This is a genomic window from Alicyclobacillus pomorum DSM 14955, from assembly GCF_000472905.1.
Lineage (GTDB): Bacteria > Bacillota > Bacilli > Alicyclobacillales > Alicyclobacillaceae > Alicyclobacillus_A > Alicyclobacillus_A pomorum.
In genome coordinates this window covers 23,485-44,923 of sequence record NZ_AXAR01000008.1, presented here as the reverse complement: position 1 = coordinate 44,923, position 21,439 = coordinate 23,485, and the positions used below count along the sequence as shown (strand labels likewise).

The window sequence follows — 21,439 nt, the reverse complement described above, 5'->3', positions numbered from 1 at the left end:
TTCGCATAGGTAATTCCCGTTTCGTTGTAAATGTCTTAATATTACGAGGGGGTTCCGCCGCAAAGCCGGAGAATTCATTTGAAGGTTAAAAGTCCCTTATACAAGATAGATTGCGAATGAAGGTGAAGGAGGGATGGTCCGCACTGTTCTAACAGATTCACTCAGGAGGGATACTTATGAACGTGTTGGTTGTGTATGCTCATCCCAATCCTCAGAGCTTCAATGCCGCCATCTTACGGCAAGTGGAACGCGGCCTTCAAGAGGCGGGTCACACATTCACCGTGGTGGATTTATATAAGGACAATTTCAATCCGGTCTTGGTCGTCAATGAGACATTCCGACGCAGGGACCTGAAGGATCACCCAGAAACCGCACACTACCGTGATTTGTTACGGTGGGCAGATCACCTGATCTTCATCTATCCGTTGTGGTGGTGTGGTACACCGGCGATATTGAAAGGTTTCTTTGACCGGGTCTTGGCCTAGGGATTTGCGTATACATATGAGGGTATAGTTCCCAAAGGACTACTACGTGGCAAATCAGCATGGGTGTTTTACACGATGGATTCTCCACAGTGGTATGCGAGGGTGTTTCGTCGGAACGCTGAGTGGATTGCGATACGGGATGCGACGCTAAAGTTTTGCGGAGTACGTCCGGTTCGAAGGTTCGTGTTTGCAGGAGTCAAACGGAGTTCAGAGCGTGGTCGTGAAAAGTGGCTCAACCGCGTCTATCGCCAGGTTCGGTACGGATTGAAGTGAGGGGTGTTTTTGGTGGCTTTGGGTTACCCAAACATCGCGACCCCCACTACCGAGCGGAACGTGCCCAGGTCGAAGGGCCTGGGCAATATTGCTCGGATGCAGAAATGGCTCCATCACGGGCTGTAATGAAGGACCCTCATGAGTCAGCGCCGCTGTTATCGGGCGTCAGCACTGCCACGACGTCCTCCAATTGCATACCCCTAGAAGCCTTCACGAGCACAGTTGCGTCGGCCGGGATGAGCTCGGAAATCTGCTCGAGCGCCTGCTGTTTATCGGCAAAATGTACAACGTCTCGACATCCAGCTTCGCGAGCTGCCTCAGCAATCCACGCGCCCATCGGCCCGATGGCAATCAACAGATCCATCCCCAATTGCGCTGCGTACGCACCTACCTCCCGGTGACCACTTTCCGCGTAGTCGCCCAGTTCATACATGTCCCCAAGTACGGCGACGGTGGGGTTCCCTGCCGCGATGTCTTTCATTGCAGAGAGACTCGCTTTCATCGAGATAGGACTCGCGTTGTAGCTGTCGTCAATCACGGTCCATCCACGGAGCCCTTGCTTCACTTGTAACCGACCGCCGGTTGTCTTCATGTGTTGCAGAGCATCAGCCATGTCGGGGAGTGGTATTCCGTGTGCGGCGCCGAGTACGAGGGCACCCAGCGCATTGGCAATATTGTGTCGGCCGTGCATGGGCAACGCCACGGTATGAGACTGTCCGAGGACGTGAGCAGTAAACGAAATTCCGTCCTTGCGCGGCTGGACGTCGGTTGCGTACGCATCTGCTTCTGACTCCAAACTGTACCATAGCACCCTAGATGATGCCCGATCCGCCATTTTCACCAACCAAGCGTCATCTCTGTTCAGCGCAGAGATGCCGTCCCCTGGCACAGCCTCTAACAACTCGGCTTTCGCTTTCGCGATGTTCTCCTGACTGCCCAGTATTTCGATGTGGCTTTGTCCGATATTGGTGATGATACCCGCTGTGGGCTTACCAATTTCACACAATGTGGCAATCTGGCCCATGCCACGCATGCCCATTTCCAGAACCATGGACTGGTGCTCTGGCTTTCGCTCCAGAATCGTCAAGGGCAGTCCCAATTCGTTGTTGTGATTGCCTACGGTTGCCAAGCAGGGCCCCTTCACGCCGAAGACGGCGGCCAACATGTCCTTGGTGGTCGTCTTTCCGTTGCTCCCGGTCACGCCGATGACGGGGCCTGCGAAGGATGAGCGCTCATGTGCAGCGAGCATTTGCATGGCGTACAACGCATCCTGCACGTGAATGACGGCGCCGTCCGCGCTATTCGTCTCAACGTTTTTTGTTACGATGGCCGCCGACGCTCCGCGTCGGAACGCGTCGTCAACGTGAGCATGTCCATCCACCTTTTCTCCTACGAAGGCTACAAACACATCGCCAGGTTTGACCTTTCGGCTGTCGATGGCGACTCCGGTTACTGTATACTGAGGACTTCCGTGTAAGAGCGCACCTTGTACGATTTCACGGATTTGTCCAGTTGTGAGCGGCAACATGCGTGAACACCCCAATCGGTTTATCAAAGCTTTGTGATCCAGGATTCATCTTACACGCAAATCGAGTGGCTCGCACGCGAGAACAAGTGTGAACCTGCTGTAAGCAGGGCAGTTTTTCGCAAATCCAACGTCGGATGTTAAATCTGGAGGATGACACCGCCCACCTTCTAGGCATAAGCTATAGATGTAATTGGAGAAGGAGTTGACGATGTGAACAAGCGCATTCGAGTCGGTGTGATTTTTGGCGGCAAGTCTGGTGAGCACGAAGTCTCCGTGCAGTCTGGGCAATCTATCATACAATCGCTGAATCCGGAGAAATACGTCGCTGTCCCGATTGGCATCAGTCGGGCGGGCCATTGGGTTGTTGGACCGCACGCTTTTCGCGCGCTGGAAGCCGAAGCTCAAGTCTCCCTGGGTGCATCGGTGGAAACGGACGCGTTGATCCCTGTTTCCGATTCGTCTGTGGAGACCGCTTTGCGGAGTGGATCGGCGGTTCCCAACTTGACGGAAGCGATTGACGTGGTGATTCCCGTTCTGCATGGTCCCAACGGAGAAGATGGCACGATTCAAGGTATGCTCGAAGTACTCGACGTACCCTACGTAGGTGCCGGAGTGCTCGCTTCCGCAGTCGGCATGGATAAAGTCTTCATGAAAAAACTGTTTGCTGCAGCTGGGTTGCCGCAGGTCAAATATACGTTTTACACGCGAAAATTCTGGGAGTCGTCACCGCAGTCTGTCATTGACGACATTGAATCACAAATTGGATATCCTTGCTTCGTGAAACCAGCCAACATGGGATCAAGCGTCGGGATTTCCAAGGTCAAAAGTCGCGACGACTTGCAGGACGCGCTGAATCTGGCGGCGAAGTACGACCGGAAGATTGTCGTGGAACAAGGACTTGACGTCCGCGAAGTTGAGGTCGCTGTCCTTGGCAACGACCATCCAAAGGCTTCTGTCCCCGGTGAAATCATCCCATCCAACGAGTTTTACGACTACAACGCCAAATATATCAATGGCGAGTCGGAACTGGTCATTCCAGCCAAGCTGTCACCCGAGGTAACGGACGAGATTCGCCGACTGGCTGTCGAAGCGTTCCAGGCTGTGGACTGCAGTGGGTTGGCGCGCATTGACTTCTTCGTCGAAAAAGGAACGGACCGCGTGCTCGTGAATGAAATCAACACGATGCCCGGTTTTACCCGGTACAGCATGTATCCGAAGCTCTGGGAAGCGACAGGCCTCAGCTACTCGCAACTGATTGACAAATTGATTGAACTGGCGATTGAACGCCATGAAGAGAAACACAGGTCTTCGAACGACGTGAATACACAGTAAGTCGTAAAATAAAACCACCTTCTACAACCCTTTTTGTGCGGAGCGACGGGCAGCGCCAGCTTCGCGCAAGGAGGGTTTTGTTATGTTCGGGGGCTGCCGCAACTTACTCTATTGAGCGTGACGCGCAGGTTGAAAGTGCTATTCGAGGAAATACTCGACTCACAGCCTCAAATCGACTGCATTGTCAGTTGAGTTTTAGGCTGGAGCGGTTGAAAATGGCTCCAGTGAGCAGGAGAGGGTAGGTTGACCCATTTTTGTGCACATTGAACAACGACGCGGGGAGATGGACTAGTGAAGGCAATACTGCGAAATGAGAGTCTGGAGCTTACATACGACGGGGATGTATTGCACATCTCGTTGAACGGACACGAGACAGATGTGAAACTAAACCATCTTCAGACTGTGGTCGAACTGATTCCGAATACCACATTGGGTAAATACTACGATATACGCGTGATTGCCATTCATCAGCATGGACAGCCTGTCATCCTATTCCCTGTGTCGAAAGAAGAATCCAGGAAGGTGTTGACAGGTATCCAGCAATGGAAGTTGACGAACATGAGGTTGAATGGATAATCCGGTGCAAGAGCGATTACGCGACGATTGATTGAAATGGAGGACTTCTCTATGGTCAAGGCATGGCCTTGGATCCATCCTGTATTAATTTTCGCGGCGAGTATGGCAGTTTTATATGCTGCTTTCAACTTCGGAGCAGTCAAGCGATTCTTGATAGGTCGTCCGATGCGAACCAGGGAGTTGAATGCGGCACACAACAAGCTGGTGTGGTTGATTGCACTCCCGATTTTATCGGCTGACTTATACTCTTCGGTCGCGTATGGCCCTGAGGCTGGGATTACGGAACTCGCTCACCTAGGGGATGCAGTGAAGTGGTTGGTACTGCCCATCACTGCCGCAACCGTCTGTCTGTTGTTCATGTTAATTGTGTCGTACATCATGGGTGTACTTGCGTATCCAAATGGTGGCGGAGCGTACGCCATCGCGAAGGACAACTTCAAGAAGCCCTGGGTCTCTCTTCTCGCAGCCAGCGCGTTGCTTGTGGATTATGTATTGACGGTTGCCGTGTCTGTATCTGCTGGGATTCAGGCGATGGCGTCCGCATATCCTGTTCTGGCCCCATATGCCACGACGTTATCCATTTTGTGCGTGTTGATTATCCTGATTGTGAACCTACGTGGCGTCAGTGAATCAGCGACCATTTTTGCATGGCCCACGTTTGTCTTCATGCTCAGCATGGTGACGCTCATCGTAACGGGATTTGTCGATGAAATGCGGCACGGATTTACCCAGAGTACGACGCCGGCGTTCGGGACTGTTCCCCATGGGCTGTCCATCTTACTGATTCTGAAGGCATTCAGTTCAGCCTGTTCCGCTCTGACGGGGATAGAAACCATCTCAAACGCTGTCCCGGTGTTCCGTGAAGGGGAAAGAGGGGCCATTAAGGCGTACATTGGGCTTGGCGTGATCACAGGCGGAACGCTGTTGGGATTTGCGTATCACCTGTATGTCAAAGGCGTGTCGGTCAATCCGCACAATACGATGCTTTCGCAACTAGCGGGACTGTACTTCGGACACGGTATCATTTACCAAATCATCATTTGGTCCACGTTTATTGTTCTGATTATGGCGGCCAATTCCACATTTACGGGATTCCCTCAATTGGCGGCACTGGTGGCCACCGACCGGTTCCTACCTCGCTCGCTGAACATCCGAGGCGACCGACTCGGGTATTCCAACGGCATGATTGTCCTCGCGGCATTGTCGGCTTTGCTCATTGAAGCATTTAACGCGCAGACCAATGCCTTGATTCCTTTGTACGCCATCGGCGTTTTCGTCGCCTTTACAGTGGCGCAGATTGGTTTAGCCCGTCGCTGGTTTCGGGTCAAAGACGCGTTCTGGAAGACCAAGGCTGGCATCAACATCTTTGGCGCCGTGATCACGGCTTTGGTTGCGGCCATTTTTGCCGTCACGAAGTTCCAGGATGGGGCGTGGATTGTATTGATTGTGCTTCCACTCCTGGTATTGGCTGCATTGTCGATACGACGGCATTACGACCATGTGGCCAAGGAACTCAGAATCGACCTGAAAACGATGCGTCCGTCTTCGCACCGTGTGATTTCTGTGGTGTTGGTTTCCGGCATTCATCGAGTTGTGCTAAATACCGTCGAGTTTGCAAAGAGCCTGGGAACCGATGTGATTGCACTGTATGTGGGATTCGACGACGAGTCGATTGAAAAGATGAAGGAAAAATGGGAAGAGTGGGGAGAACCTTGCCGACTTGTGACCATCAAGAACGAGTACCGCTCCTTGCTTTCACCGCTGTCCCGGTTCGTGAAGATGCTTGAAACCGCGGAAGGGCATAAGCCGGATCATATTCACTTGTTAATCGCGCAATTTGTTCCTAGAAGATGGTGGCAGTACATCTTACATAACCAGACTGCTCTACTCATCCGTGCGTGGATGATCCGGCACAAGGAAGTTGTCATCACGACGGTTCCATACCACTTGAGTGATTGATTTGTCCAATCGAGGTCTATGAGCGATACACCAATAGGCTCCGTCGGCAACGAGCCTCCGGAGAAGGCGTGGCCTGCAAATTGTCACAGCGAAGCGTCAGGAGGAGGGAGATTGCGACGTGCTGCAGTCCCCCATCCTCGACAAACGCTTCACCGTGCACTCACTTTTTCAACAGATCCATGATTCGCTGGTATTCGGCTTCATCAATTTCGCTGTTTGCCAGGCGACGCTTAAGAATCGCCTCGGCTTCACGGCTGCTTTGTGCCTCATGGCAGCAACGTCCATAGCGTCGGAATACAAACAATCTGAATATGAGGAACCATACCAGCAACGCCACCAACAAGACTCCAAATGGACAGAACCAAAATCCAGGATGTCCCGACCACATATGCAACACTCCTTCTGGATACAGCTTTCCATGTGACGCGTCTGTCCGTGGTACACATTTTGGCACGAAACACAGGAAGAGCATATCCGAGTCACCTCACGAATTCGTGGGACAAATCGTCACAAAGTGATCAACAACGCGGCACAGATCCATCACAGTTGTTCTCTCGTTCGGTCATTGGTATTGGCGGGCGTGGTACACTCACTGGTACATGGGCAAGTCCGAACAGGCGAGCGAAGCCAATGACGTTCGTTGACAAATGGAGGAAGTATGGAGTCTGCAGCAACGGTTCTTGTCGTCGATGACGACAAAGCCATCGTCGAATTGATGCGGGATTTTCTGGAGAACGAAGGGTTTCGCGTAGAGGGAGCGCTGAATGCCGATGAAGCCCAGGCATTACTGGAACAGCGTACAGTGGATTGTGTGCTGTTAGACATCATGATGCCAGGACAGAGTGGGTTTGAACTTTGTCGGCACATCCGCTCCACAAGTGATGTACCAATTCTGTTTCTCAGCGCGCGCGGTGACGATGTGGATAAGATACGGGGGCTTGGATTGGGCGCGGATGACTACATTGTCAAGACCGCGTCGCCGGCCGAAATTGTGGCACGAGTAAAGGCCGTCTTGCGAAGGTATGGCACGCAAAGAACGAGTCGCGACACCATACTGGACTTTGGGGGCCTCGTGTTGGATGTCGGGGCACATGAGGTACGGGTTGACGGAAAGGAGATCTCCTTGACGCCCAAGGAATACGAGATCCTCGTCTTGTTGTGTGAACATCCTCGCCAGGTGTTCACGTATGAACAGCTTCTTGCGCGATTCTGGGGCGATGTTGGTGACAAGCACACCGTTCGGGTCCACATTGGTCGCATTCGGGAGAAAATTGAGCCCGACCCGAATCACCCCGAATGGATTGTGAATGTATGGGGCGTTGGATACCGTTTCGAAGGTACAAAGCGATGAAAACGCTCAGAGTCCGCAAGTGGATGGCCATTGGAATGCTATCCATCGTCATTTTTCCCTGGTTGTCGTACTTTGCCGTACACGCGCTGGAGCAGAGGTTGCATTACCAGTCGGCGCAAAGGCAAAGCCAACAGTACGCCACTGCACTAAACACCGCCATGCGGGACATCGCGGACTCTCCGCAATCGTGGCATAACGCACGGTGGCAAAACACCATCCGAAGTGAACTGGGTCAATTGGGGGTAGACGCCGTCATTCAATCACCGGACGGGACGGAAATACTCGGTACGACGCACGTGAGACACTGGATGCAGCCCGCGAATAAGGCCGTCGTGGTGGAAGGTGGACGGCAAATGGGTACGGTGAGCCTGTTCACTCCGATGCAGCATGATGCGTTAGCTTCGGTGGCTGCCATCGCCGCAGTGGTATTTGCCATCTTTTTCGTCGGACTTCAGATGCGAAGGTACGTGGTCAGGCCGCTTGAAGCGATGAGTAAGGCCGCGAGACAGATTGCGGGTGGCGACCTCGATTTTGAGCTTCCCAGCACGCGCGTCACTGAGATTGACGAAGTGCGTACAGCGTTTCACGCAATGGGTCAGGGGATTCGAGAATCGATTGAGCGTCAAGCAAGACTGGAGGAGGAGCGGCGCTTTTTCATCGGCGCTATCGCACATGATCTGCGCACGCCGCTGTTTGCCCTGCGTGGATACTTGGACGGACTCGAGCAAGGGATTGCCAATTCGCCAGAAAAGATATCGAAGTACATTACAGTCTGTAAAGAGAAATCGGATCAACTCGACAGACTTGTCTCTGACCTGTTTGCGTACACCAAATTGGAATACATGGAACAAACTCTTCGCGTTGAGACAGTGGACCTCGCGCAATTACTAGAATGCTCAGCGGATAGTCTGCGGCCACGCGCACAGGAAAAAGGCGTATCTCTCACACTTCGCGGCGACCAGACGAGGTGTGTGATTGAGGCAGACAAACATCTCCTGGAACGTGCGGTGGACAATCTTCTCGACAACGCACTGAGACACACGCCGCCCGGCGGGGAGATTTCTATTCGATGGATAGTGGACCCCGACCGAGTGACGTTCTCCGTTGCGGACACAGGTACGGGGATAGCGCCGGACGATTTGGCTCACGTTTTCCAACCCCTCTACCGCGGCGAGTCATCCCGAAATCGGGAGACCGGTGGCGCAGGGTTGGGGCTGACCATTGCCAGGCGCATTCTCAGGGCGCATGGGGGCGACCTTGTCGCGGCGAATCAAGTGACGGGAGGTGCCATTCTCACAGGGTGGATATCGCGTCACGAATAGGCCGCCGCGGTATACGCCGTAATGTGGGCTAGGCGGTGAAGCGCGGTCGGGTACCCCCGCACACGGCACCCCAGCGCGCGCCACTTTCATACCACGCTGGAGAGCAATCTGCGCAGCACGGGGGCAAACGCATCTGCCAATTGCTCGACGTCGGTCACGGTCACAGCACCGGGACCGTAGATGTCGCGAATGGCCTTCTCCGTATTCGCTGTCCCGCGTCCCCCGGTCAAGAACAGGTTGACCACCTGGATCCCTTGTCGTCGGGCTTCTAACACGGCTTGGTGCGTATCGTAAACCCCGTTGTTTTCGTAGTTCAATGCAGCCGGTTCGCCGTCTGAAAACACAATCAGAAACTTTCTCCGTTCAGGGCGCCTTGCGAGTTTCTTCGCCATGACGCGAATCGCGTATCCGTCCCGGTTGTCAAGATGGGACTCCAATTGGCATATGGCTGGTCCCACCGATGGCTTGAGACACTCTTCGAACTCAATCACGGGTTGAAACAGGGTGAGTGAAGCATCGGACTGGATACCTACTGTGTCTTCCCAGAAACCGACGACAGAGTGGACCACGCGCAGCGCCTTCAACGTCTCGTGAAACAAGGTCACACCGAGTCGGGTGTCCTCCATTCGGTCAAACATGGACCCTGAGCAGTCGACCAGCAGTACGAACGCGGCATCCCATTCATGGATCGGGCTCTGCTTCTTCCGAAACATACGCGGTGTCGGATCTATCACGGCGCGTACCAGTTTCGTGCTCAGACGCCCCGCCAATAACCCTTCGCGCCGTCCGGTTTGTTTCGGTTGCAACTCTGCTTCGATAATATGCTTGAGGCGCAATGTCCATGAAGCCACCTGATCCACCATGTCGCCGTAGGCCGTGAAATCCGTTTTCGACGGTTGGACGCGGGGGAGGAATCGATGTTGGACAGACGTCTTCGGCACACGGCGGTTTTTGTCTGAACGACTGGATCCGCTTCTCCGAATGGAAGGTGCAGCGTCCTCCGCAACGTCGTGCTGTGCCGCAGATTGTGATGCGCCTTGTACGACATCAGACAACGCCGCCGCTGGGTCGTCTCCTTCTCTCCAAGCCTCTGCTCGTTGGTGAGAAGGAGTTCCGCGCTCCAGGTTCATCTGCAACAGGTTTCCTGCTTCATCTTCTGTCTCGCGGTGCCATATCTCCATGGACTCGTCGATACGGTTGGCCTCATCTGGTGGTGCTGGCGTTTCTGAGATGTCGTTGTCGAGCTGGTTTGTACGCACCAGCTCAGTAAAGGTTTCTGTATCGTCCATGGCGTCCTGCGCGGCGTTGTGCTGGTGAGTGAGGAAATACGTGGCTTTCACGTCTTCCACCAGCATCGGAGACACTGCCGCGAGAAAACGCTGGCACGCGGCAGCAATGTCAGCGGTGGCTTGGGCACTTGTTACGTCTGTCACGAGGGCGTCGACGTGCGCTTGGGCCCAATCCAGTTGGGGCGGCAAGTTCGCCTCTGGTGGAACATATCTGAACGTGGCCACGAATTGTTGATACAGATAGAGTACCAGTACATCTGCAAGGTGTCCTTGGCGCGTGCGAAGGGCTTGTTGTTGCGCTGCAAATGCTCGATATACATGGTGCCGTGTGGTAAAAGCACGGGCCGTCCCCGGGCGGACCTTGCGGCAGATGCGCTCCAACCGCATGTCTTCACACAGTGCAAACAGCTGGTTTGCCAAGCTTGGCAGCGGACGACTCGCGCTTAGATACCGACGAGTCTCCACAGCGCTGGAAAACCAAGCATTGCCGATGGCGCGGAGGTACACGTCACTCTTCATGCCGGCGAGGCGTTGCGGTTCATCAATACGCTCCCAGAACGTGCTCACCGTCAATCGGTTTCGACTTTCGTCGTACAACGCGTGCAGTCCAAATTCGAGTTGAAGTTCTGGATTGCGTGTAAGCGTCCGGGCGAGATCCAGAAGTTGCATGTGTACCTTGGTGGGGATCCGCTCGCTTTCATCCGGAATATCAAAGAACTTCATCCACATCATCCTAGCTAAAGGGTTGACCCAGTCATCCATGCATTCCGGCGGACATCAAGCAAACAATGTCTCCGCGATGTTCTCGACCGCCAGCTGTTCTCTCTCGTCGTCCAACTTCGCTGTGATGGCCCGTTGAATGGCGCGACGTGGTGGCATGTAGACGGAGAGATCAGCAGCGTCTATCAACGCTCGGATGGAGGCTGCCTCATCCGGGAGTTGCCCGAGCTCCACCTGATTCACTAAATCCGCAGACAGTTGCACAAAACCGTCAAGCAGTTTCTCGTCCTTCAAACGGCTGGATTGTCGCAGCAATTGTTTCAGCCTCTCCCCTTGCAGATATGGCACTTCAATCACCACAAATCGATTCTTCAGCGCTTCATTGAGCGGTACGGTTCCGATGTAACCGACGTTGATGGCCGCAATGACGCGGAAGGATTCGGCGGCGTGCACGACCTCCCCAGTGAACGGGTTGGCAACGCTTCGGCGGTAGTCGAGGACCCCGTTCAATACAGGTAAGGTCTCCGGCTTCGCCATGTTCACTTCGTCAATGTATAGAACGTGCCCTGAGGTCATGGCCTTGACCACTGGGCCAGGAATAAATTCGATGGCTTGCTTGGAGCCGTCGTGGGTCAGTGTCTTGAATCCGAGCAATGCTTCAATGTCTAGGTCTGTAGAACAGTTGATACTGTGCATGGGTTGTGCAAACAGCCAGGACAACATCTCAGCCAGTCTGGTCTTGCCGGAACCTGTGGGTCCTTTCAGAAGTATGTTCTTCCCGAGTGCAAACGCCACGACAGCGTCGTACAACACGGACGGAGTGGGCGGTGTGTAACCCGGGCGTCCAAGCAGTGCGAGGTCTTCTGGTGAGAGCGCGGATCGGGTAGATTTTGCAGCTTCCAGTGCGTTTTGTATATGGTCAGGTAAGTCGACCTGAAGCAAATCATTCCACATCGTCATAACATCCTTCTAGGTCAGTTTGTCCTTTATCATGTTACTCGGCCTTATCATCCACCGTCCATCGTAACGCAATCCCAGCGTTCATACAGGGGACATCTTGGCAGGGAATGATGGCATCCATCAATTGGGTAAATGCACCATTGGATATGCGTGACCGAGTGGTGAGTGAATCGGGTTACAATGTTACTGTTGTGGTAAGATACAGGCTTCGCAGGAGTTTGTGTGTATTTCATTCCTGGCGAATTTGTATGTGAGGTTGCAGTGTGTTTCTCATTGACGTGGTGTTTGTAGGTATCGAGAGGTGATCATCATCGGGATTATCGTCGTTGAAGTGTGCGATGGCAATCTGTTAAGTCATATTGATCTGGAACAGCTTGAAGCAGAGTACCCTGAGGTGGCCGTGTTGCGGAGCGAGTGTCTCAGTTTTTGTGGGCTGTGCAGAGTCAGGCCCTACGCACTGGTCAACGGACAACGAATCTATGCGAATACGGTGGAGGAATGTCTCACATTGATTCGCGCGGCCATTGAACGTGAACTGGCTGCATTAAGGGACTGAAGAAGAAGCGCATAATGGCACCTCTCCGAATCTGGGGGGTGCCATCTCTATGCTCGCTCTCCAAATTTGTGTAGGATGGGCAGAGGGGCAGGTTCATCTGCTGTCAAACCATCCGCATGTCGGGATTGCCGGCCATGCCTGCCTTGATGGGTCGGTCTTGTCCTCATCCATGGAGAATTGAGTGTGCTGAGGTGAGCTTGTGAGCAGAGTCAAATCGTATATGGACATTGTGGTTGCCATGGTACGAGCAGGAATTCTAGGTTATGGCGGAGGTCCTTCCGTGATGCCCTTATTTCGCTACGAGGCGGTTCGTCGGTACCATTGGGTGACGGACGAGGAGTTTGCGGAAATTCTCGCTTTTGGCAATTCACTCCCCGGTCCCATTGCCACCAAGATGGCCGCCTATCTTGGCTATCGGCAGAAGGGGATTACGGGCGCTGTCGTCGCCGTATTGGCACACATTTTGCCCACTTGTGTTGCCATGGTTCTCCTGGTGTCCGCCCTCAGTGCGCTTCGGCAGTCCAAATTTGTCGCGGGGATGATTGAGGCGGTCAGCCCAGTGATTGTTGCGATGCTGGCCGTCATGGCGTACGAATTCGCCGAAAAGGCGCGCAAAGGACTGGGCCTTCCACTCGCCGCCCTGTTTTGTGCCGTTGCGTTGGTACTTCTGGTAGTCGTTCAGCTCAATACAGGCATTGTTGTCATCCTCTTCCTCGGCTACGGTGCGGTGCACATGAGAATTGTCCGGTACGTGAAGGACGCGAAGCGCGATAAGGGGGGCTCGGCGTGAATCTGCTGCACCTCTTGTTCGGATTTTTCACCGCCAATGTGTTGGGATACGGCGGGGGGCCTTCGTCGATTCCGTTGATGCAAGACCAAATTGTGAATCACTACCACTGGATGACCAATGCTCAATTTGCCAACGCACTCGCGCTGGCCAACGCGTTACCTGGTCCGATTGCCACCAAAATTGCGGCCTTCGTGGGTTACAGCGTGGGTGGACTCGGCGGTGTGGTGGTTGCTTTGCTGGCCACCATTGTGCCTTCCGCACTTGCGATGATTGCGCTCCTCCGTCTCTTCCATCGGTACCGACAGTCGTCCGTTGTTCGAGGCATGACCATCCTGGTGCAGCCTGTGATTGCCATACTCATGGTCGTCTTAACCTGGCAAATTGGCGCGGAGTCCGTAGGACACATTGGTTACATTCAGTTCTTTGCGATTGCGCTTGTTGCGGTCATTGCCATGCAGAAATTCAAAATTCACCCTGCGCTTGTCATCGTGGCGTCTTGTTTGTACGGAGGATTTGTCATACGCTGACGACCAGGAACCCCGTTGGAAGGTCTCTTCGTTGTATTCGGAACGGTTCCGGTTTCATATGCTAAACCCTGTGTTCGTTGCGATTTTGCAAATCGTTACGCATCATAACCGAATCCACATCGGGTTACACTTCTGACAAGCGCATCCGAAGTGTGAGGAGTGTTGGCTGTGAAACCCGACAGGGGCTGTGGAGAAACGATATTATCTGAAGACGACATTGTGAAATTGCAAATGGTCGAGGCTCTGCCGGAAGCAACGTCTGCTCGAACGACAAAACGCGAAATTCCGGACATGAGTGTGGGGTGGTATACCAGTCCCGTACGTCCCGAGTCTCACGAAGATGAAGGTTAACACAAAGAAGAAGATCGCCTCTTCAGGCGGTCTTCTGTGCAGGTATAACAGGCATTCAGTGAGCGTGAACGACGAGTAGAGCAGGAAGAGATCGGATGACTTTTTCAAAGATGGAGAAAAATGTCGTCGAATGGCTGTGGCGCGTGTCGAAATACGCTGGAGACGATTCGTCGCACGGATGGGCACGTGAGACCAATCCAGGTGTCATCCATCCTCACGCTTACCCTTGCCACTTTTTATCCCCCATCTTGTGACACATGAAATCATCCATCCAACGGAGCCTCAGGCTTTGATATGGGTTCCGCGTGTGGAGACCATGCCAATCCGGTTTCGGCTTGCAACCGACAGGATTCGGCGTGAATCATTTGACACAATTGAACCACAAACTCTCTGCTTAGCCCGTAGGATTCTCCCAACTGAACGTAGTGCTGTTCCACGACGGCTGCTCTGCTGGGTTGGTACACCGGAGCTTTCATTTTGCGCTTGACCGCCGCTACTTTCGTGGTCAGCTGGAAGCGGCGGCGCAGGCATTCGAGCAGCTCATGGTCTAACGCGTCAATCTGTTGCCGGTATCCATCCAACAGCGTGCGGGCGTCATCCATGTACAGGTACCTCTTCGACTGTGTTGGCCCAAGACACAAGGGTTTCCATTCGACTCATTAGGAGCCCGAACTCGTCTGGGGTCAAACTTTGCGGACCGTCCGAAAGCGCGGTTTCCGGGGAAGTATGCACTTCCAGCATGAGTCCGTCAGCGCCTGCAGCGACCGCTGCGAGACTCATTGCCGAAACGTACCGTGCTACCCCGGTTCCGTGACTGGGATCTACGATGATGGGGAGGTGGCTCAGCTCTTTCACCACAGGCACGGCGTTCAGGTCCAACGTGTTGCGGGTAGATGTTTCGAAAGTGCGGATTCCCCGTTCACATAAGACGACGTTGGGATTTCCTTCGTTCAGGATGTACTCCGCAGACAACAGCCATTCTTCAATGGTAGCGGCCAGCCCCCGCTTCAGGATGACCGGTTTGGTCGTCTTCCCGACGGCTTTGAGCAGCGGGTAGTTTTGCATATTTCTTGCACCGATTTGCAGGACGTCCACGTATTCGCAGATCATGGACAGGTTTTCGATGTCCATGACTTCTGACACGACAGGGAGGCCTGTCGCCTGGCCTGCCTCGGCCAGAAATTGTAGCCCAGTCTCACCAAGTCCCTGAAAGGAGTACGGGGAGCTCCGTGGTTTAAACGCCCCTCCGCGCAGCATATGTGCGCCGAGTTTCTGAACTCTTTGAGCGATGTCCAGGATCTGATCACGATTTTCAACAGAACACGGACCGGCAATGACAACGGGGGTGGAGCCGCCGATAGCAAGGCGACCTACCTGTACCACTGTGGAATCTGGATGAAGCATTCGACTGGCCAACTTGTACGGGCACTGGACTGAACGTGCGGTCACGACAATCTCCTCCTTTGGTTTGACTGGTTGTAAACAAAAATCTCGTCCGGTTAGGGACGAGATCTTCTCGCGGTACCACCCTACTTGTCGGCTGACGCCTCTTGCACGGAGAGGGTTGGCAGGAATCACAAAACCTCGTCCAGATAGGGACGAGGTTCTCGTGGTACCACCCTAATGCAAGGCGTCAATGCCTTTCACTTCGTTGGGATAACGGAAACACTGGGATGCTTCCGGTACAGACTACTGGCCTAGGAGGCGTTCACCTGACAGCTCCGGAGTGAACTTCGACGCTTTTTCAGTCCGGCTCGCACCATTCGCCGGCTCTCTGCACTGAATGCGGCATCTACTCTCTCCATCAACGCTTTTCGTATATTCAGCGACAGCGAAATAAGTGGTAAACCCGTTGTGCGCCGCGATGTACAAGTCGCTGAACAAAAAATCTCGTCCCACAAGGGACGAGATTGAACTCGCGGTACCACCCTACATGAAGGCATGTGCCTTCACTTCATTGAGATAACGAAAACATCGAACGGTTTCCGGCGCAGGCTAGTAACCCTAAGGGCGTTCACCTGGCGGCTCAGGAGTGAACTTCCGGTATTTGCTTCAGGTCGGTTTGCACCAACCACCGACTCTCTACGCTGAATCAAATCCGTACTCTCTCCATCTCAGCCATTGTGATGTGAAGTTTGAGTAAAATTTTACCGTATGTGTACAGCTGCGTCAAGAGGGAATATGGCCCGACGGGCGTCAACATCGCACCCATATTTCGTAGTCCAACACCGGATGGTTGGCTAGGTGCCAGAATTGGCGCCGGAAGAGGCGATAGCATCCACTCCTGGTTGGAAAGCGCATCACGAAGCAACGAGAGATGTTCCAACGGCTACAGCAGATGATATTGCTTGGGCTGACGCCATCATATTCAGTACGCCCACCCGGTTCGGTAACGTCGCCTCACAGATGAAACAGTTCCTGGACACATTGGGGGGACTTTGGGCCCAAGGAAAGACCGTGAACAAGGTGGTCAGCGCCATGACAAGCGCGCAAAACCCGCACGGGGGGCAAGAGGCGACCATCTTGTCCTTGTACACCTCAATGTACCATTGGGGTGCCATTGTGGTGGCTCCCGGCTACACGGATCAGGCTCTGTTCGCCGCAGGTGGGAACCCCTACGGTACGAGTGCGACGACCACGGAAGACGGCAGCGTTCCGCAGAACACCATCACAGCAGTGAAGATTCAGGCGAAGCGCGTGGTTTCCGTCGCGCAGTGGATCAAAGCTGGGCAAAAGCAGGGTTGAGCATTTTGGTCTGTTACTTTGAAGGAAAATGGAAGAAGGCGGCTTTCGTCGGCCGCCTTCTTTTGTAGGGTCTGGAGTGGCATACGTGGACCCGCACCCGCCATCTGTGACACTGGCTACTCCGTCGTTCAAGGGTCATCAGGATGTCTGAAGGGTCGTGAACCCGTATCCATCCTTGCGCAACATGGCGATGAGGTCTGGCAAGAAGTCGACGGTATCTTTGTGGTCGTGCATCAGAATAATCGCTCCTGGCCGAAGTTCACTCTGAATGGTATTCAGAATGGCTTGCTTGTTGCCATTGTACTTCCAGTCGAGCGAGTCGATATCCCACATCACTGGCGTCAAATGCGCCTGATTTAATATTTGTTCGGTCGTTGCATTGTAGTTTCCGTACGGGGGGCGGAAGAAGACAACGGGCTCGCCCGTCTTGTTTTCAATCTCTTGCTTCGCGTCAACGATTTCCCGAAACTGATCTGCGTATCCGATTTTCAATAGATTCGGGTGGTCAGCCGTATGGTCACCGACGATGATGTTTGGAGAGTTCTTCAGTAATAAGCAAACTTCTTCAGATACATAGGACAGGTGATACGTGTTCCAAAACATGACGGCGGGTACGTGTTGCTGGTCTAGTGTTTGGATTAAATAGGCAGTCCATGGACTTGGGCCATCGTCAAACGTAAGCACGACGTCCTTTCCTTGGGATTGAAGTGCAGGCTCATGCTCCCAATAGTTCACGTTCGTACCCACCACAGGTGCGGGAGGCGTAGACATGGCCGGGCTGCGGAGAGCCGTTCCGAGACACGTCTGTTTCGTGCGTCAATGTGCTGCTTTGCGACGATTTGGAGACTGCCGGGCCTCCAGATTGCACGATATTGACACTTGATCCTGTGTTTGCAGGTGAACTCCCGTTGACGATGGCCGTCGTGCTGGACGATTCAGTCATATTACGAGAATCTGATAAGGGTGTTGTGTTTACGGTATTGCTCGTCATCATTCGACTTGAATCTAGCGCGCTGTTCTGTTGAAACCGATAGGCGATAAGCGATCGGTCGCTCAGGCCGCCCGCCATCACCCCGCACCCCACAGTGGACAACGTTGCTAGTGTAGCAAGTGTCAATTTCCCCTTCACGTCTGATAGCCTCCCCCGATGCTGCTACCAATACTGACGACATATAGCGCCGCGATGTGACATAAGTATACAAATTATTCGAAAACAATTGTGGAGCTTTTCGAGGGAGGGTAGAGCGGCCCGCATGCGAAATGTTCCGTGCTGTGGGAGCTGCGGGCCAAGAAGAGAGTCCCTGGCGGCGTGATGGAGGTGGTTTATTCGGACAGTAGGCTTCTGTGAATCCAAATGGCTGCTTGCGAACCTTCGCCCATGGCGATGCTCACCTGCTCCGAGTGTGCAACGACGTCGCCGGCGGCCCAGACGAAGGGGACATTGGTCATTTTCGTGCGGGGATCCACGAGGATGTGCTTGTTTTCCAACAGCTCTACGCCGAGTTGCTTGGCGAGGGCAGAGTGCACAACGTTTCCACCGAAGGCGATGAATCCCCGCTCACCGGTGACTCTTGATCCGCTCTGCAGGACCACTCCGCGGATGTTGACCCCGTCAGTGATGACTTCCACAATCGGTTCGGCGATGTATTCAATCGATTGCTGACGGAGTTGGTCTAAGAGTGACGCGTCCACGAGGGTCTGCTCATGATTGATGTAGACCAAATCGCGCGACCAGTACGTCAACGTGAGGGCCATGTTTGCTCCGACGTTGCCAGCTCCAAGAACCAGGGTTCGCCTGTTGGTAATTTCGTACCCATCACAATCTGGGCAGACGTATACGGTGACGCCCAGGCACTCACGCACTTGCGGCAGCATCGGAATGTTGTCAGAAATCCCCGTAGAAATGAGGAGTCGATTGCATTCGTAGTGACTTCCGCTTCGACAAGACAGTCGAAAGCAGTCGTCGTCTCGGTTCCCTTCATTCACCGTATCTGAAACAAATTTCACGCCGAGTGTCTCTGCTTGGCGTCTACCGATATCCCGCAGTTCCTGTCCGCTGATTCCGTTTGGCCATCCTAAGAGATTCTGGTAGCTACGGCACAGAGACGACCGCCCGTTGTTCGAGTCAATGACGAGCACTCGATGGCGATAGCGACCCAGCTGAATGGCCGCCTGAAGCCCTGCAATACCTCCGCCCACCACGATACAGTCGTAACGCACATGCGGACGCCCCTTCCTCACATGGTTCCTCATCAGGGTTCCCCGCAAATGTGCTCATTACGCAGAAATTGGAATTCCTCTACAGGCCGTACGATGTGGGATACAGTGAAACCCCAGGGTTTTTATCCGTCACCCAGCGCAGCGAAAATTCGTCCGGGAACAACATCACGAGGCGGTCGTGGTGATCTCGGACCATCAGGCACGAGGCGTGATCGTAATTGAGTGTCTCTGGGTTGTCGGCCTTGAGCCACCGAGCAAATCGATACGGTAGGTGCGAGATGTGAATCTCAGCGCCATATTCCGCTTTCAAGCGATACTCAAACACGTCCAGTTGCAGCGGGCCGACCACGCCGAGGATCATGTCTTCGGTTCGATTGACCATCCGGAACACCTGAACCGCCCCTTCTTCGGCGAGTTGCTGCAGCCCTTTGTGAAATTGTTTGTACTTGAGGGTGTCTTTCACGGACACCCGGGCGAAGTGCTCCGGTGAAAACTGGGGAAGCCGCTCGAACTGAAACGCGCCTTCCAGGCACAGCGTATCTCCAATTTGGAAAATACCCGGATCAAAGATACCGATTATGTCGCCGGGATATGCGACTTCGGTCATCGTTCTGTCCTGGGCGAAGAATTGCTGTGGCTGAGACAGGTTGATGTTCTTTCCGGTTCGCACGTGGCGCACGGTCATTCCCCGTTCAAACTTGCCGGAGCAGATGCGGAGAAAGGCCACCCTGTCCCGGTGTGCAGGATTCATGTTGGCCTGGATTTTAAAGACAAATCCCGAAAACGGAGAAGTCGTGTCATGTAGGTCTCCGTCTTCTGTCCGCCGGGGGCCGGGCGGCGGCGCGATGTTGATGAACTGGTTGAGAAACGTTTCCACACCGAAGTTGGAGATGGCACTGCCAAAGAACACGGGCGTGAGTTTGCCGTGTGCCACCAGCTCTGCATCGAACGGATCCCCTGCGATATCGAGCAAAGCCACGTCTTCTATCAGCTTCTCGTGAGCGGCAGAGCCGAGGATGTCGCGCAGACGCGCATCTTCGACGTCGGTCACGTACACTTTTGTCGATTCTGTCGCACGGCCACTGTACTGTTCCAGGCAGTTGTCGCCGCGATTGTAGATGCCTTGGAAATCTGCGCCCATGCCGATGGGCCAATTCATTGGGCACGAGCGGATGCCGAGAACGGCTTCGATTTCTTCCAGCAATGCCAACGGATCCTTCCCTTGACGGTCCAACTTGTTGATGAACGTGAAAATGGGAATTCCGCGCATACGGCAAACCTCAAACAATTTAATGGTTTGCGGCTCGACGCCTTTGGCGGCGTCAATGAGCATCACGGCGCTGTCGGCAGCTGTGAGCGTGCGATAGGTGTCATCGCTGAAGTCTTCGTGTCCTGGCGTGTCCAGGATGTTGATGTGGTAGCCTTGATAATGAAACTGCAAAACGGTCGATGTGACCGAAATTCCGCGCTTCTTTTCGATTTCCATCCAGTCGGAGGTCGCGTGGCGCCTCGCCTTTCTACCTTTGACGGTTCCCGCTTCGCGAATGGCTCCGCCAAACAGCAGGAGTTTTTCGGTGAGCGTGGTTTTCCCGGCATCCGGATGAGAAATGATGGCAAACGTTCGGCGCTTGTTCGTTTCCATCTGTATTTCTTGCTGTAATGTTCCCATTCAGTCGCCTCCATGTCCGTGTAAACACCCACTTATCATATGGCGCCGTGATTCGAGAAGCAACGTCCATTCAGACAGCGATTCAACGTCCACGCCGCGGGCGCTTGCACAGCGTCGCGGCAAATGCGGCCAGCAATACCATGACCGCAATGGCCGACAGCGTCATCAGCGCGGTCGTGTGGCTGGAAACACTGTGGTATACCAAGGCAAACATGATTTCGAAAGGGAGAATGCCGATGGCGGTGGTCCACGTGAAATTCCAGATGGAAATCCTCGTGAGGCCAGAACCGTAGTTCAGGGCGTTGAACGAGACAAAGGGAATCAACCGCAGCAACAACAGCCCAAGTGCCCCGCGTTTCTCCACGAAAGCGTCAAAACTGGACAATGCGTGTGCAGGCACAAATCGTTGCACCACAGGCCTGCCAAAGCGGCGCGCTAAGAAGAAGGCTAGATAGGCGCCGAGCATGCCTCCCAACCAGGTGTACAACGTACCGACGACCGGCCCGAACAGGATGAGGTTAGCGGCCATCAGGATTTCGGAGGGAAGAAAGGTCACACAGTGCGACGCCATCAGAAGAATGATGAAGCAGGGGGCCCATGCGCCGAGTTTGTGCGCGTAGGCCTGCAGTTCTTGAAACGATGCGACAGCGAAGAACCTGGAGACCCCTTCTCGCGCAGCGGGGACCAGCACAACCACGACCACGCAAGCAGCCAGCAAACCGAGAAACGCGTAAGCGATAGTTTTCCGTGTATTCATGTCTCCTCATTATACGGAAGGATTCCGAG

General features: G+C 53.9%; 21 protein-coding genes, 1 pseudogene and 2 other annotated features. Of the genes and pseudogenes, 12 read left to right on the top strand and 10 right to left on the bottom strand.

Annotation, left to right across the window (positions count from 1 at the left end):
• Positions 1 to 176: 176 nt before the first annotated feature.
• Positions 177 to 758 (top strand): annotated as a pseudogene (locus YWK_RS19320) (NAD(P)H-dependent oxidoreductase).
• 136 nt (positions 759 to 894) lie between these two features.
• Here YWK_RS19320 and YWK_RS0109760 read toward each other — a convergent pair.
• On the bottom strand, positions 895 to 2,286 hold the full coding sequence (locus tag YWK_RS0109760; protein ID WP_026964635.1) for a UDP-N-acetylmuramoyl-tripeptide--D-alanyl-D-alanine ligase: 1,392 nt from the start codon (positions 2,284 to 2,286) through the stop codon (positions 895 to 897).
• A gap of 210 nt (positions 2,287 to 2,496) precedes the next feature.
• Here YWK_RS0109760 and YWK_RS0109755 point away from each other — a divergent pair, with 210 nt between their 5' ends.
• The 3 genes from YWK_RS0109755 to YWK_RS0109745 all read left to right on the top strand — a co-directional run bounded on the left by YWK_RS0109755 (position 2,497) and on the right by YWK_RS0109745 (position 6,153).
• The gene (locus YWK_RS0109755) at positions 2,497 to 3,618 is read left to right on the top strand and encodes a D-alanine--D-alanine ligase (RefSeq protein ID WP_026964634.1); all 1,122 of its coding nucleotides are present in this window, start codon (positions 2,497 to 2,499) and stop codon (positions 3,616 to 3,618) included.
• Positions 3,619 to 3,909: 291 nt separating this feature from the next.
• Positions 3,910 to 4,194, top strand: coding sequence for a hypothetical protein (locus YWK_RS0109750; RefSeq protein ID WP_026964633.1), 285 nt, complete (start codon positions 3,910 to 3,912; stop codon positions 4,192 to 4,194).
• 51 nt (positions 4,195 to 4,245) lie between these two features.
• On the top strand, positions 4,246 to 6,153 hold the full coding sequence (locus YWK_RS0109745) for an APC family permease (protein WP_051375444.1): 1,908 nt from the start codon (positions 4,246 to 4,248) through the stop codon (positions 6,151 to 6,153).
• Between the two features lie 160 nt (positions 6,154 to 6,313).
• Here the strand turns inward: YWK_RS0109745 and YWK_RS21890 are convergent, their stop codons facing one another.
• Positions 6,314 to 6,490, bottom strand: coding sequence for an SHOCT domain-containing protein (locus YWK_RS21890; RefSeq protein ID WP_156909113.1), 177 nt, complete (start codon positions 6,488 to 6,490; stop codon positions 6,314 to 6,316).
• Between the two features lie 321 nt (positions 6,491 to 6,811).
• On the opposite strand from YWK_RS21890, the gene YWK_RS0109735 reads away from it, so the two are divergent.
• Positions 6,812 to 7,504 carry a response regulator transcription factor gene (locus YWK_RS0109735; RefSeq protein WP_026964631.1) on the top strand — a complete coding sequence of 231 codons (693 nt, stop codon included), beginning with the start codon at positions 6,812 to 6,814 and terminating at the stop codon, positions 7,502 to 7,504.
• Entirely contained in the window at positions 7,501 to 8,826 is a 1,326-nt protein-coding gene (locus YWK_RS0109730) for a sensor histidine kinase (protein ID WP_026964630.1), read from the top strand. The genes YWK_RS0109735 and YWK_RS0109730 overlap by 4 nt, the downstream gene beginning before the upstream one ends.
• An 86-nt stretch (positions 8,827 to 8,912) precedes the next feature.
• Here YWK_RS0109730 and YWK_RS0109725 read toward each other — a convergent pair whose 3' ends face one another.
• Both YWK_RS0109725 and YWK_RS0109720 read right to left on the bottom strand, forming a co-directional pair.
• Entirely contained in the window at positions 8,913 to 10,838 is a 1,926-nt protein-coding gene (locus tag YWK_RS0109725; RefSeq protein WP_026964629.1) for a vWA domain-containing protein, read from the bottom strand.
• A 54-nt stretch (positions 10,839 to 10,892) separates the two neighbouring features.
• Entirely contained in the window at positions 10,893 to 11,789 is an 897-nt protein-coding gene (locus tag YWK_RS0109720; protein ID WP_026964628.1) for an AAA family ATPase, read from the bottom strand.
• 316 nt (positions 11,790 to 12,105) lie between these two features.
• Here YWK_RS0109720 and YWK_RS0109715 point away from each other — a divergent pair, with 316 nt between their 5' ends.
• The 5 genes from YWK_RS0109715 (at position 12,106) to YWK_RS21885 (ending at position 14,273) form a co-directional block, all read left to right on the top strand.
• Positions 12,106 to 12,351: a YuzB family protein gene (locus YWK_RS0109715; RefSeq protein WP_026964627.1), complete on the top strand. Its 246-nt coding sequence runs from the start codon at positions 12,106 to 12,108 to the stop codon at positions 12,349 to 12,351.
• Between the two features lie 220 nt (positions 12,352 to 12,571).
• Entirely contained in the window at positions 12,572 to 13,141 is a 570-nt protein-coding gene (gene chrB, locus YWK_RS0109710) for a chromate efflux transporter ChrB (RefSeq protein ID WP_026964626.1), read from the top strand.
• Entirely contained in the window at positions 13,138 to 13,668 is a 531-nt protein-coding gene (chrA, locus tag YWK_RS0109705) for a chromate efflux transporter ChrA (protein ID WP_026964625.1), read from the top strand. The genes chrB and chrA overlap by 4 nt, the downstream gene beginning before the upstream one ends.
• 168 nt (positions 13,669 to 13,836) lie before the next feature.
• Positions 13,837 to 14,019, top strand: coding sequence for a hypothetical protein (locus YWK_RS0109700; protein WP_026964624.1), 183 nt, complete (start codon positions 13,837 to 13,839; stop codon positions 14,017 to 14,019).
• A 95-nt stretch (positions 14,020 to 14,114) separates the two neighbouring features.
• Positions 14,115 to 14,273, top strand: coding sequence for a hypothetical protein (locus YWK_RS21885; protein WP_156909111.1), 159 nt, complete (start codon positions 14,115 to 14,117; stop codon positions 14,271 to 14,273).
• 9 nt (positions 14,274 to 14,282) lie between these two features.
• Here YWK_RS21885 and YWK_RS0109695 read toward each other — a convergent pair whose 3' ends face one another.
• Both YWK_RS0109695 and aroF read right to left on the bottom strand, forming a co-directional pair.
• Complete coding sequence (locus tag YWK_RS0109695; protein WP_026964623.1) at positions 14,283 to 14,621, bottom strand: chorismate mutase; 339 nt, start codon at positions 14,619 to 14,621, stop codon at positions 14,283 to 14,285.
• Positions 14,614 to 15,468: a 3-deoxy-7-phosphoheptulonate synthase gene (aroF, locus tag YWK_RS19310; protein WP_051375443.1), complete on the bottom strand. Its 855-nt coding sequence runs from the start codon at positions 15,466 to 15,468 to the stop codon at positions 14,614 to 14,616. Before aroF ends, YWK_RS0109695 begins: the two co-directional genes overlap by 8 nt.
• A 142-nt stretch (positions 15,469 to 15,610) precedes the next feature.
• Positions 15,611 to 15,836: a binding site (T-box leader), on the bottom strand.
• A gap of 80 nt (positions 15,837 to 15,916) precedes the next feature.
• Positions 15,917 to 16,144, bottom strand: a binding site (T-box leader).
• Positions 16,145 to 16,263: 119 nt separating this feature from the next.
• Here aroF and wrbA point away from each other — a divergent pair.
• Complete coding sequence (gene wrbA / locus YWK_RS19305) at positions 16,264 to 16,764, top strand: NAD(P)H:quinone oxidoreductase type IV (protein ID WP_415782796.1); 501 nt, start codon at positions 16,264 to 16,266, stop codon at positions 16,762 to 16,764.
• Between the two features lie 138 nt (positions 16,765 to 16,902).
• Here wrbA and YWK_RS19300 read toward each other — a convergent pair whose 3' ends face one another.
• From YWK_RS19300 to YWK_RS19295, 4 genes are all read right to left on the bottom strand, one after another.
• A complete protein-coding gene (locus YWK_RS19300) occupies positions 16,903 to 17,499 on the bottom strand; it encodes a polysaccharide deacetylase family protein (RefSeq protein WP_051375442.1) in 597 nt (198 codons plus the stop codon).
• Between the two features lie 588 nt (positions 17,500 to 18,087).
• Positions 18,088 to 18,984, bottom strand: coding sequence for an NAD(P)/FAD-dependent oxidoreductase (locus tag YWK_RS0109670; protein WP_026964622.1), 897 nt, complete (start codon positions 18,982 to 18,984; stop codon positions 18,088 to 18,090).
• Between the two features lie 79 nt (positions 18,985 to 19,063).
• On the bottom strand, positions 19,064 to 20,653 hold the full coding sequence (locus tag YWK_RS0109665; protein WP_026964621.1) for a peptide chain release factor 3: 1,590 nt from the start codon (positions 20,651 to 20,653) through the stop codon (positions 19,064 to 19,066).
• An 82-nt stretch (positions 20,654 to 20,735) separates the two neighbouring features.
• Entirely contained in the window at positions 20,736 to 21,410 is a 675-nt protein-coding gene (locus tag YWK_RS19295) for a TVP38/TMEM64 family protein (RefSeq protein ID WP_051375441.1), read from the bottom strand.
• Positions 21,411 to 21,439 lie beyond the last annotated feature (29 nt).